Below are 12,799 nucleotides of genomic sequence, written 5' to 3'. Positions count from 1 at the left end.
AGACATGAAAAAACTATTATACAATTTTAGCTTTATTTTCCTATTGGTTTGTGTCTCCTGTCAAGATGATTTTTTAGACACATCATCACCATCTAAATTGAGTTCAGAAACCGTTTTTAAAACCTCTTCAATGGCTAAAGCAGCAGTAATGGGAGTTTATGGAAAAATGACGGACAGTAATATTTATGGACAAAAATTATCCGTTAACTGGCAAGGTTTTTCGGATATTGAAAGTAATCAAGGATTTACTACAGGAGCGTATAACTCCAATACGAGCGATCAAGGAGCAGGAAATTTTTATGGTGATCCTTATAATCAAACTACAAAATGGCAGGCTTTATTCCAACTGGCTGAATTAGCTTCAGCTTCAGTTGATGGCATTAGAAATTCCCCTATTCTTGAAAGTCAGGCTTCTAAAATGAAACCACTATTAGGTGAAGCATTGGTTTTGAGATCATTGGCTTACTTTGAGTTAGTGCGTTATTGGGGCGATGTTCCTTACAAGGAAGGAACTTCTGAATCGGATTTATCAAATGTTTATATTGGTAAAATTGATAGAGATGTTATTTATGCAAGTTTAGTTAAAGATCTAACAGAAGCACAAGGATATTTACCTTGGTTGAAAGCAGATGCAGAGTATGCAACTGTAGAACGTATCACAAAGGGGTATGCCAAAGGACTTTTGGCAAAAGTGGCTCTTTTTGCTGGAGGTTGGTCTTTACGTGATGGGAATTTGTTTCCTAGCAAAGATTTAGAACACAATCCTAATGTGCCTGAAAATGGCAATTATTTTGTAGGCAGGGTTAAAAATTGGAGAGACTATTATCAAATAGCTTCGCAACAAACAGCTGAAATACTTGGAAGTACTGCAAATCCACACCAATTAGATCCGGATTACGAGAATATATGGAAATCTGTTTGTGGTGCAAAACAAAATCCTTTTAATGAAAATTTATTTGAAGTAGCATTTGGTCTAGGTAACAGTGGAGATATTGGATCACTAATGGGCTATGAAGTAGCTGGGGGTAGTAAATATGGGTCTAGAGGTTTTGGTGGTACTTATGTTGGTTCACATGCCTACTATTTCTATTCGTTTACTCCAGAAGATAAGCGTCGGGATGTTAGTTTAAGCTGGTTGAACTACACTAAAGATAATGTTGAAGGTGTAAAAACTGATCCGCTTAGTGTAAATTTTGCTAAATGGAGAATTTATTGGATGTCCCCTTCTTATTTAGCATTGCATAAAACAGCCAATTCACGTGTTGCTACTGGTGTCAATTGGATATTAATGCGTTATTCAGATATTTATTTAATGTATGCAGAAGCTGAAAATGCACTAAATGGACCCGAAGCTATAAATCCAGCTGCAGGTATGTCTGCAAGACAAGCATTAGAAAAGGTTCGTGAAAGAGCTTTCGGTGTGGGATCTGCTAAAATAAAAGAATATGATGCTAATTTCTTTGATGCAATTGTTAACGAACGTGCTTGGGAGTTTGGTTGTGAAAATATTCGTAAACAGGATTTAGTTCGTTGGGGTCTTTTATCTGAAAAGATTGAAACTATGAAAAAAACGCTTTGTCTAATGTTTGATAACAAAGAAGCAGTAAATATTTTTGATAAAACGTATCAAGCAGCTGATTTTCCTAAAACGGTATATTACAAATTTAAGGATGCAGAATACATTGATAAAAGCTCACTTAATTATTATACAAACCTTTCTGCTAGTCCAGGTCCTGAATATAAGAGCGTTTCTTGGTTTCCTACGAGTGCCGCAAAGCCTCTTACAGGTACTAATAAAAATTATGTTGATTGGCCAGTTAAGACTTTGTTGGCTGGTTCTGGATTAAATGTGGCATATGATTACTCAAGTCTTTTAGGCACAATGAGTAATGGTACAGAAATTCAAGCTAGCCTTGCTCAATATACTAAAGGCAATGGTACTTGTAATTATAGACATTTCTTTGCTATATATTATGAGGATATTTTTGAGTCTAAAGGACAGATAAGTAATTCTTACGGATTTTAAATAATAGTATTAATTTAATTTTAAATATAATGAAAAATAAATTATTAGTTTTTAAGGTTTTAATACTTATCATGACTATAATTAGTTGTGAAAAAGATTACAACCAATGGGAAGTGGATTCTAGTACCGATAGACTTTTTAAATCTATTATTTTTGAAACTTCGGCTGTTGAAGCTTCAGCTGTTGAACTTAAATTCACGAAATCAATTTCGGCTACAAAGTATGTTTTTGAGTTTAGTAAAGATAGTTTAGAGTTTAAAAACATTGTGAAGACTGTTGAAGTTTTAGCCGATACTTTAACACCATTTGCCAATTCAACTACTTTGACTAAAGTAGAATACCGCGAAAGATTTGATGAGCTTGAGGGAACAACAGGTTATTCTGTAAGGATGAAAAGTATTGACGAAATAACAGGTTTAGAATCTAAATATAGTCAAGTCTATTTTAAAACCCCAGCAGAACAGATTTTTAAAGGATATACAGCTACATCTACTACTGCCAGTTTAAAATGGACTATTTCACCTAGGGTAACCAATATAAGTTTGTATGACCAAGCATCTGTATTAATAAAAAATATTGTTTTGACTCAAGCTCAAAAAGATTCAGGTATGTTAACCATCGATAATTTAGCCAATGGGTCAAATTACATTGTCAAAGTTTTTAATGCTGATAATAATAGAGGAACCCTAAATATTAAAACAACTGGTTTATTTAACAGTAGCATTTACAAAGTTTTACTTTCGGATACAGCAGGAAGTATTGGCACAGCCATAAAAGGTCTTGTAACAGCGGGAGCCAAAGATATTACGGTAGAGTTTGATGCTGCAACAACCTACACAATAGGTGGAGATATTACTATCCCAACTGGAGTAAATAATATTGCTTTTGTAGGTTCAGTAGATCAAAACGGTAATCCATCGGTGTTAAACAATGCCAGGTTCAGAGTTCAAGATAAAATTAATAATATTTTGTTGCAAAATTTGGTTACGTCTTCAGCTAGTAGTTTCTTGATTGATTTGCCAGTTAAAACTGTTAATGATATACAAATTGAAGGATGTACGATTTCGCAAATAAACTCTATTGTAAGAGCGAGTGGAGTTAGTGTTATTAACAACATAAATGTAAATGATTGTAAGGTTTCACAAACAGGAAATTATGGTGTGTTTAATGTAGGTGTTGGTAGTATTGTCAATTCTATTAATGTTTCTAATTGCACCCTTACCGAGATTGATACCCGTTTTGCGGATGTTCGCGTTAAAACAAAAATTAATTTCAAAAACATTACTTGTGTAAATATTACCAAGTTTATGGGACATCTTTGGAATTTTGATAACAATAATCCTGTACAGGTTTCCATCCAGAATTGTATAATAGCTGGACCAAATGGAGGAACTGCCCTTAATAGTACTAGTGGTACCTACAGTAATATCAGTATTTCATATGCTGGTAATTACTTGACGAAGGATGTGCTAAATAACGGAACAAGACCTATAACAGGTATTACAACTGTTCCTCTTGTTATAGCAGACTTTTTTGTAGATCCCACTAAAGGAGATTTTCATATTAAGCCAGGTATTGGTTTCGCAGGAACTGGTGTAGCTGGAGATCCTCGTTGGTTTTAGGCAATTTAGAAAATATATTTTATAAATAGAAAATAGTAATTTGGTTTGAGAGGGAGTGGATTCTTATGAATTTGCTTCCTCTCTTGGTTTAATGGATTTAATATTCTAAAGTTATCGTTGATTAAATGTTTGCATATCCACTGCTTTTTCTTTAAAAGCTTTGTCATAAATTTTGCGGACTTGTTTCATAGGTTAAAATTAAGATTATTTCTTAACTTTCTGTGATCGCTAAGTTAGCATGTCCAATTTGATTAAAAAAATGTAGCTTAACTTAATGTGTAGTTTTTGTTTGCATATCCATTTTTTTCATGGTACAATAATGGTACAAAAAGGAACAAACTATGTAAATAAAGCTAAATAAACAGAAAGAAGAATCCCAGTTAAAATGCCGTTTTATGACATTTTAACTGGGATTCTTTGTTTTATTTTGTGATGTTTTGTGAAACTTATTTTCCAATATTAGGAATAAAAGATGTCCTTAAAAGGAATACTTTGTCTTTTAATTTCTAACTATTAATGATCGTAAGACAATAGGAAATTATTATCCATTTCGGAAAAATGTGAAGTTAAACTATTTTAGTGGAGTTGATGGTGCTTTAATTGAACGCCTAATTCCAATTTTAACTTTTTTTGACAGTCTTAATTAAGTGTTTAAGTTGCTTATTTACAGAGTATTATTTGTATTATGTATTGATTTTTATATGCTTAGCCAATTAAGGTAAGTATTTAGAATTTTTGAAAGTTTGTAGGGAGTTTGCTGGAAGCAGTAATGTTACACTTATTGGTTTAGTTTTGTAAAACGAAAACTGGAAAAATCAATATATTCCATTTGTTGAGGGTTTAATTGATAATGTGTATGGAAAAAATAATATTGTACATGTTGATTACTCTCATCAACAAAAATGTTAACTGCTCCCTTAATTACATTACAAAACTTAACAAAATCATTTGCATCTGTGTATAATATGGAAGTTAAAGTAAACAGTCACAATTTGAATATATTATCTCCACTTTGAAGAAAAATATTTATTAGACTTTAAAAAATAATGTTAATGAAAGTTTCAGGTCATGATGAGATGGAGGGGGATCATCTGCGGAGATGTATTGTCAAACTAAATATATCCTTGATGATTATATAGTATAACAATATGGCAATCTTAAAAAAGGAGAAGATGAAAATTTAGATAATATAAAATCAATGTATGAACAACTTCCAATTGGATCCTTGGCAGCTTTTTGCTAAATCAATTCGTTGAAATTTTAAAGGAATTTCCGCTGAATAAGCTCTTAACAATTCTATTACCGCTATTAAAAACTTTATTACAGACTTTCCATTTCCTATAAGCAGCAATCAGCAAGATAAAGTCTTTTACAAAATCAAAGATACGTGTGTAACAAATCTATAGCTATTGGTCTTGATGAAAGAAAGCTTTTTAATAGTTTGATGACCTAGGCGTTTTGGGTTTTGAAAGCCATAAAGACAAGTCTTATAACAAAGATTATGTTGTTGAAAAATCTATAAAAGATTACTGATTTCAAAATGGTGGAGTTTTATCAGGTATGATATATAGCGAAACACTGAAGAAAAAAAAACTAATGGTTAAAATAAATTCAAATTACCCAAAAAATAATACGAATTTTATGTTTGTAATAAAAACATTGTTTATTTTTGTTAAAACACTGTTAATCAGTGATTGGTTTTTTGTTAGCTTTGTCAGATTTTGCCACATCAATATGTAGCTATCTGCAGGCAAAACAAATGAAGTGCATAGTAAGAATGATAGTGAAAAATCTAAAAAATTTAAAATGGCAACATCAACTGAAATATTTTTAGAGTTAAAGAAGCAAGCTAACAATGGTTCTATAGAATTATCCTTAAATGAATTTGGAGACAGTTTTAGTCAAATTCAAGATTTGTTTAATGATTTCACATTTGACTTAGGGAATATTTCAATTCTCTTAGAAACGGAGGACAAGCTAAAATTAAAAGCATTTTCAAAACATTTTCTTTTCAAGAAAACTTTTTTTAAGAATGAATCTGTATCAATTGAAGCAGAATTTATTCTTATTAATGACGAGATTGAGATTGTTGCAATTTGTAAATTTAGTAAGACTCCAAACAAATTATCGAAGCTTCCTGGCATAATTGGAGATTTATTAAAGCCATTGGATTTTATTGAAATAAATGACTTGGTATATATTTTAACAACGAAAGAAATCTCAATCATTAATTCTGAAACTTTCCCTGAATATAATAATAAAGAAGTTAACCTTAAACCCGGAATTAACTTGTCAGGCTTTATTGATTTGAAAAACTCGGGTGATATAGCTAGTCTTATTATAAAACCATTGCAACCAATTATTGGTGAAGGTCCTTATTTTATGTCATGGAATATGAGGAACAAAATAGATGTTGATTTTAGTTTAAAACTTCCACAGGATATTGACATTGAAAGTTTATTTAAAATTAAACAACCTAAACTTGTTATAAAGCCAATTATCCCCGTACAGATTTCTATTGATGGGTTGTTTGAAATCGCTTTACCTGCTTTACCACCAGTTTCTGTATTAGGTGGTTTTTCTTACGTTGCTGACGGGATTAGAGGAAAGTTCAATTTAGATAGAATTGCTCAAGAAATTTCCGCTCCATTTGGTTATCCAGGTATTCATCTTTCTTCTTTAACTGTGACAGCAGGAATTAGCAGTGCAATTGCTAATGTTGGTGCAGAAGGTAGTTTTTATATTGGGCCAAGCGCACCTACAAATATGGTAGGAAAACATGCCATTCCTGAATTTGGCGGTTTAAAAAGTAACCAGTATAAATTTGTTTTCGATGCAATCCCTGGAAAGATTACACCAAAATTTGCTTTCCTTTATTTAGATAAACTTACAATCGAAGAATATTTAAAAGCACTAACTAATCAAGATTTATCACTTCCTGCATTTTTGAACAAAATTTCAATTGAACAATTAATGTTTCATTGGTGCGAAACTCCTCTAGGCGAAATTAAGCCTGATGGAACAACTGCCATGCCAATTTTTGGTTTATCAGGAATCACTAATTTGTTTGGACATAGAACATTTACGGAAATCCAGGTAGATGCATCGAATGAAAGTAAAGGGTTATTGGTTTCAGATCCTATCAATATCGAAAATGGTTTATTAAAAATAACAGGAAATGGAAAAGGAACGCCAGAAAAATACAAAGGTCAGACAAAGGTTAAACCAGGCGGAATGGAGTTTTCTTTCAGTTCAACAGGCAATCCTTCTTACTTATCATTTTCTACAAAAATTGAAATCCTTGGTTTAACCGGAGAAGTGACTGGAGATGTTAAAGAAAGTGGTATAAATGGAAGCGTAAAAACTGAAATTAGTGGAATCTTAAAAAACCAACTTTCTCTTAATTTGAATGGTAACAATTTTGATGCTAGCACAGATATTTATGCAGGAATATCAGGATTAAAAGTTGACTTAGGAAAATTAGGATCAATAAAACTTGATACATTTTTAGAGGGAGGGTTTAGTGCTAAATATTTAGATGGAAAATACGCTAATAAAATGCGGTTACATTTTATGGTTGTTGGAGTAAATTTTGACTTAGGTGAACTAGAAGTTGAAGTAATTGATTTGAAAAAAATCGTTGAAATATTGAAAGAAGAAATTAAGCAAGCAATTCAGAAATTGGCAGATAACGTTTTGGCTTGGCTGAAAGCAACTTATGAGAAAATGATTACTTTTATTGAAGACGCATTCAAAGAAATTGGAGAAGTATTAAAAGAGAATTTCAGTTTAACAATGGACAAAGCTGCGGAGGTAATGAAATCTGTTGGATATCAAGCAGAGCAAGTAGGTGAAGCATTGCAGAAGGGATATGGTGCGACAGAGAAAGAAGTAGCATTAGCCTTACGAAACGCAGGTTATCTAATAAATGAAGTTGGTAAAACACTACAAAATTTATTCAAGGTTGCGGATCAAGGTTGTGCTGAAATACTTAAACAATTAGGATATTCTGCAGTTGAAATTGGTAAGTTTCTAAATAGTATCTATGGTCTAGGGGATAACGCCACTACAGCCATTTTAAAAAACCTCAATTACTCATTGGATGATTGCGCAAAAGCTCTAACGGAAGTGTTTAATTTAGGTGGTGATGCTGCAAAAGGTGTTTTGACTATTGCTGGTTTTCCTGCCCCAGCAGTTAATGATACGTTAGGTAAAATCATCCCAGGATGGCCTCCAAAAATATCAGGCCCCAAGTGCATCCTCTCTTCTGCATCTGTAAAACATAAGAAATTGTCTGATGATTGTTATGAATTACAGGTACTTCGAAATTTCAGGGATAATTTCATGTATGAACTACCAAATGGACCTGAACTTATAGAAGAATATTACTCATTATCAGAGATAATAGTCAAACAAATTGAAATAAATAAAATGGAAAATGAATTTTATGAGAGAATATTCAACGAACTAATCATTCCTTCTGTAAAACTTATTGAAGGGGAACAATACGAAAATGCGTTCCAATATTACAGAAACTATGTTTTGAACATTTTTAACGAACTAAAATAAAACTAACAATTATGGCAATCAAATTCATTATTGAAAGAATAGAAAATCAGAAGGCTTACGGCACAATTAAGTGGACTGAAAAAAGTTTACAATCTGGAGCAATATCTGGTCCTTATGGTCGTGGAGAATTGCCTTCAGGTCTTTACCATGCTGAAGGCAAAATGTTATTACCAAAACCAAACAACGAGGGGTTTTGTGATTCTTTAAAAAACTGTTGGTTTCAGGTACTATCACCACAATTTTCCACTGATAGAACTGAATTAGGTATTCATCCTGATGGTAATTTAATTGGAACAAAAGGATGTATTGGATTGATTGATGCGAATACGAAAGCTTGGTATGATGCTTTTAAGTCAATAGGAAAGAATAACTATACAGTTGTTGAAGTAATCGATAATACACAAACCCCTTAAATACTATATTATGGCATTTTGGTTAGAAACGATTCAATTTGGACTTACAGAAGTTAAGGAGCTATTCTCTAAACAAGAGGTAAAAAAGGCAAAATCATATGAAGCTGTTGAAGCTGTTTATGAAGGAGCAAATGAAACAACTACTTTTCTGCAAGAGTGTATGAGGAAAGTTGAATAACCTAACAAAGATTTGAGCAAGATTTGCATTGACGCAGCAAAGAAAGTTAGAGACTTAGATAGTGACCTCTACATACGATTGTTAGGAAAAGCAGAGTATTGGGCTGACCCTACAATTTGGTCACAAGAGAAAATTGATAGAGCAAACATTGCTTTAGATTCAATAAAAAAGGATTCTAGGCAAATACTTTCGGACCGTAATTGAAAAAATGCTGATGTTAGCATGGGATGATAAAAGTCCTGTCGCATTTGGGAATAACTTTATCTTTATAATTTTAAACCTATCAAAAAATGAATACTAAAGGTTATTTTTATCCAAAACATATAATTTTTCAGGCAGTGTTTTAAATTAAGATTTACACTTAGTTACCTTGATGTTGAAGAAATAATGAAAATTAGAGGAGTTCTTGTGGATCATGCTACGATTTAGCGCTGGGTTTATAAGTTTACACCTTTGTTCAGAGTTGAAGAAGAGAAAAGGCCTAGTGGGGGCGAGCTGGAGATTAGATGAGAACTAAATATAATATTAAAAGGCATTTGGTGTTATTTATATAGAGCAGTAGATAAATTAGGTAATACAGTAGACTTTCTTTTGACCAGAATAAGACAGAGAATGAGCGCTCAGTCATTTGTAATTAAAGCAATTAGTAATAACTGCCGACCAAGAGTAATAAACATTGATAAAAGCGGTTCTAAATACTGCCGCTATCAAAGTCTATACAAGCGTTCGTTCTCAAAGATTAAAATCTGGCAGTGTAAATATCTCAACAATATTGTAGAACAGGATTATCGTTTTATCAAGTGGCGCATACAAAACGGATTAGGTTTTAAAAGTTTTGAATCGTCAAGACGAACATTGAGTGGAATTGAAGTTGTACAGATACTAACCAAGAATCAGATGGTTATACTAGGAATATCTATGTTTAAATCATTCTGTAAATTGGCAGACTAACTTTAAAATTACTGAAAGTCTTATATTTGATTATGACAGATGCGAAAGAACCTCGGCAAATGCATCTTAAAGCGAATAATGTTATGATTTATAGTGGTGTTCTAAACTAAAAAAAATGTTGCTGGTGGCGAGAAATTTCTATGATATACTGTATTTGTAAAAATACGAAAATTCTTGTTTTGATATGACTTTTTTCCTATATTTGATGTAATAGAAACGGTTTCTTTTGACAGATTGTCGTTGTGTGCGTATAATTAGGCATGAACTTTTGCAAACTGTTTGGTAAAATCATTTCTGAGCAATATAAAAAAACAGTGACTGATTAAACATAATTAATCTTATTTAAGTAGTATGGCACTTCAAAATATTCCGTTTCCTTTTAGTTATATGATGCCCCAAAAGAAAAAGTGTGCAATAATAATTGGAGTCAACAAAACGGGAGGATTGCCTGTTCTTTCGGCCGCAGTGAGTGGAGCGGAAGATTTTAACAAGTGGGCCGTTTCCCAAGGTTTTGATACATCTCTTTTAATTGATACTGACAGCCCTGTCACAGTGAAAATGATTAGAGATGCAGTTGCGGGTTTTGTAAATGAAAAGATTTATGAACAGATGATCGTATATTTTTCAGGACATGGTATTCTTAAAAGTGCCATGGATGAATTATGGCTATTATCAGAAGCACCTGAAGATAGTAATGCAGCAGTAAATGTACAGCCTTCAAGATTTCTTTCACGCAGATGCGGTATTCCCAATGTGGTGATTATTTCAGATGCCTGCCGTTCAGCACCCGGTAATACTCAACTTTCTCAGATGTCGGGATCAGTTATTTTTCCCAATCCAGCTATTAGTAGTACAAGAGTAAATGTTGATATATTATATGCTACAGCTCCCGGTGATCCTGCTTTTGAAGTGACGGCAGATGAAGCCACAAAGAACTATTGTGGTCTGTATACTAGAGAACTTTTAAAAGGGCTCAACGGAAAAGTACCACAAATAATTAAGGACTATGACTTTGATTCTCTAGGGTTAGCAGGACTCCTTAATAGTCCAAAATTTTCCATCATTCCTGCATATGAATTATCAGAATATTTGTTCACTGCTGTACCGATTTCTGCGGCGCAGATCAATGTAACCTTAAGCCAAAAACCGGATGCTGAAGTTACTTCACGCCTTCCGTCTTATCTTTCACTTCTTGAAAGTCCAAAAGTAGAGTTTGCCCATAAGTCTGCTACTCAAATGACAAAAAACGGTAAGTGGTTGGATGGTGATTTTGGGAGTTTTGAAGGTTTAAATAAAGATTTCGAGATACCAAAGACAGAGGATGTAGATTTGGAAGCTTTGGAAAATAATGCAGAGGATTCGAACATACATTCCCAAAGGACAAAAACAGAGCAAATTAATAAGGAAATCATAGAAAATGATTTAAAAGAGCCGCAGGCAGATGACAATTCTGTGCAAAAAAAAAAGGCACGTATCCCTTTAATGGAATGTAATTTGATGTTAAGTACTATAAACAAAAGCAAAAGTAATGAATTTAATAGAAGTAAATAAAAATTATAACACACAGGCAAAATGCTTGAAATTACTGGAACAGATACGTTGGGGTAAAAACGTAAAATGCACTTTTTGCGACTCAAACAACGTAAAAACGATAAAATCCGAACAGGGGCGGTACTCCTGCAAAAACTGTAACAAGTCATTTTCTGTTATAGTGGGTACGATATTCGAGGAAACCCGAATGGAATTACCTAAATGGTTTCAGATTATTACTTTGATGCTTAATGCAAAAAGTAGTATATCGGCAAAGGAAATAGAACGTAATCTTGGAGTTACTTATAAGACGGCTTATTATGCCTGTATGAGAGTAAGGATAGGAATGTTGATGCCAGAAACAAAGTTGAACGGAATTATAGAAATGGATGAAAGCTATTTTGGAGGCAAAGCCCGAAAAAACCATACCATTTCAGACGACAACGTAAGTTTAGCACAAACAACATTAAAAAGAGGACGAGGAACAAATAAAGTTTCGGTCGTGGGAATGGTTCAGCGACAAGGAAATGTAAAAACAAAGATTATTGAAAAACTAACCAAAAGAAATTTGCTATATATGTTGAAGTCAAACGCCAAAAGTGATAACTCAATTTTGATGACTGATGGATTCAGGTCTTACAACGAATTAGAAACCTACATCGAGAGGCTTGTTGTAATTCACTCAAAACAATATAGCAAAGGAATAGTGCATATCAACACAATAGAGGGTTTTTGGAGTTATGTTAAAAACGGAATCAAAGGAAGTTTTAAATCTGTTAGCAAAAAGTATCTACCCCTTTATTTAATTGAGTTTGAATGGAAATTTAACAACCGTAATTTCAAAGGAAATGAGTTGGAAAAGTTCCTAAAAAACGCACTATTTCAAGAAAAAGAATTAGAACATTGGAAAGCCCAAAGTTCTCAACAAATTAAAAATATAGCGTATGGGAACGAGTAGTCTATCTGCTTTTATGTTTTCTATTTTGGGCGACACACCTTGGAACAATGCCCCTGAATGGGCGATTTATATTCTTTTAGGATTGTGTTATTTGGGAATTGTTGTTGGTATAATAGCATTCTGCATTCAATTAAAGTTTCTTTGGGATGAATTTTTTCGTTGATTTCGAAAACGGCTAATATAAAGGCAGAAACAGTTCCTAAAACTAATAATACATTTTTTGTGTAAAGCCAAAGTTTTAATTGACGTTCTTTATTTTCTTTGGAAATATAACCATCAGAATTTATAAATAAAATGCCTTCAACAGTAATGTAATATCTAAAAATATCTTTATCGATAGTTTCAAACCGTGAAGCATAACCATCTTTAACTAATTTTTGAATAACAGCAAGTTTATCTCTATTTGATAAATTTATTAAAACTGCATTTCTCGAAAAAAGGTCATTATATTCAATATGTGAATCAGAGGTTTGTTTAAGTAAAACAGATAAAGTTAAATTTAATATTTCATTGTAGTTTAATTTTTCCATAAGTAGAAATTACGATTAAAAC

9 protein-coding genes and 1 pseudogene are annotated in these 12,799 nt (G+C 32.7%); 9 read left to right on the top strand and 1 reads right to left on the bottom strand.

The window, feature by feature from the left end:
- The first annotated feature begins 4 nt into the window (after positions 1-4).
- The 9 genes and pseudogenes from OZP15_RS12250 to OZP15_RS12220 all read left to right on the top strand — a co-directional run bounded on the left by OZP15_RS12250 (position 5) and on the right by OZP15_RS12220 (position 12,247).
- Positions 5-2,026 carry a RagB/SusD family nutrient uptake outer membrane protein gene (locus OZP15_RS12250; RefSeq protein WP_269225732.1) on the top strand — a complete coding sequence of 674 codons (2,022 nt, stop codon included), beginning with the start codon at positions 5-7 and terminating at the stop codon, positions 2,024-2,026.
- 29 nt (positions 2,027-2,055) lie between these two features.
- The gene (locus OZP15_RS12245) at positions 2,056-3,648 is read left to right on the top strand and encodes a DUF5123 domain-containing protein (protein WP_269225731.1); all 1,593 of its coding nucleotides are present in this window, start codon (positions 2,056-2,058) and stop codon (positions 3,646-3,648) included.
- Positions 3,649-5,454: 1,806 nt separating this feature from the next.
- Complete coding sequence (locus OZP15_RS12240; protein WP_281336248.1) at positions 5,455-8,217, top strand: hypothetical protein; 2,763 nt, start codon at positions 5,455-5,457, stop codon at positions 8,215-8,217.
- Between the two features lie 11 nt (positions 8,218-8,228).
- Positions 8,229-8,630: a hypothetical protein gene (locus OZP15_RS12235; protein WP_281336247.1), complete on the top strand. Its 402-nt coding sequence runs from the start codon at positions 8,229-8,231 to the stop codon at positions 8,628-8,630.
- A gap of 10 nt (positions 8,631-8,640) precedes the next feature.
- Positions 8,641-8,808 carry a hypothetical protein gene (locus tag OZP15_RS12230; protein ID WP_269225724.1) on the top strand — a complete coding sequence of 56 codons (168 nt, stop codon included), beginning with the start codon at positions 8,641-8,643 and terminating at the stop codon, positions 8,806-8,808.
- 519 nt (positions 8,809-9,327) lie between these two features.
- Positions 9,328-9,759: a DDE-type integrase/transposase/recombinase gene (locus OZP15_RS16300; RefSeq protein ID WP_432419389.1), complete on the top strand. Its 432-nt coding sequence runs from the start codon at positions 9,328-9,330 to the stop codon at positions 9,757-9,759.
- 351 nt (positions 9,760-10,110) lie between these two features.
- On the top strand, positions 10,111-11,310 hold the full coding sequence (locus OZP15_RS12225; RefSeq protein ID WP_281336246.1) for a caspase family protein: 1,200 nt from the start codon (positions 10,111-10,113) through the stop codon (positions 11,308-11,310).
- Positions 11,288-11,443 (top strand): annotated as a pseudogene (locus OZP15_RS16295) (transposase); the annotation flags it as partial. The gene OZP15_RS12225 and the pseudogene OZP15_RS16295, both read left to right, overlap by 23 nt.
- A gap of 27 nt (positions 11,444-11,470) precedes the next feature.
- Positions 11,471-12,247, top strand: a complete 777-nt coding sequence (locus tag OZP15_RS12220) for an IS1595 family transposase (RefSeq protein WP_281336245.1) — start codon at positions 11,471-11,473, stop codon at positions 12,245-12,247.
- Between the two features lie 20 nt (positions 12,248-12,267).
- On the opposite strand, the gene OZP15_RS12215 is transcribed toward OZP15_RS12220, so the two are convergent.
- On the bottom strand, positions 12,268-12,777 hold the full coding sequence (locus OZP15_RS12215; protein ID WP_269225721.1) for a hypothetical protein: 510 nt from the start codon (positions 12,775-12,777) through the stop codon (positions 12,268-12,270).
- Between the last annotated feature and the right edge of the window lie 22 nt (positions 12,778-12,799).

Source organism: Flavobacterium eburneipallidum, from assembly GCF_027111355.2.
In the GTDB taxonomy this organism is placed as follows: Bacteria; Bacteroidota; Bacteroidia; order Flavobacteriales; family Flavobacteriaceae; genus Flavobacterium; species Flavobacterium eburneipallidum.
Note: the sequence above shows the minus strand (reverse complement) of the source record. Positions and strands in the feature narration are given on the sequence as shown.

Bases quoted from the DNA above. Each gene is read 5' to 3' on its own strand.
- OZP15_RS12250 (WP_269225732.1), top strand. From the start codon at position 5: ATGAAAAAACTATTATACAATTTTAGCTTTATTTTCCTATTGGTTTGT.
- OZP15_RS12245 (WP_269225731.1), top strand. From the start codon at position 2,056: ATGAAAAATAAATTATTAGTTTTTAAGGTTTTAATACTTATCATGACT.
- OZP15_RS12240 (WP_281336248.1), top strand. From the start codon at position 5,455: ATGGCAACATCAACTGAAATATTTTTAGAGTTAAAGAAGCAAGCTAAC.
- OZP15_RS12235 (WP_281336247.1), top strand. From the start codon at position 8,229: ATGGCAATCAAATTCATTATTGAAAGAATAGAAAATCAGAAGGCTTAC.
- OZP15_RS12230 (WP_269225724.1), top strand. From the start codon at position 8,641: ATGGCATTTTGGTTAGAAACGATTCAATTTGGACTTACAGAAGTTAAG.
- OZP15_RS12225 (WP_281336246.1), top strand. From the start codon at position 10,111: ATGGCACTTCAAAATATTCCGTTTCCTTTTAGTTATATGATGCCCCAA.
- OZP15_RS12215 (WP_269225721.1), bottom strand. From the start codon at position 12,777: ATGGAAAAATTAAACTACAATGAAATATTAAATTTAACTTTATCTGTT.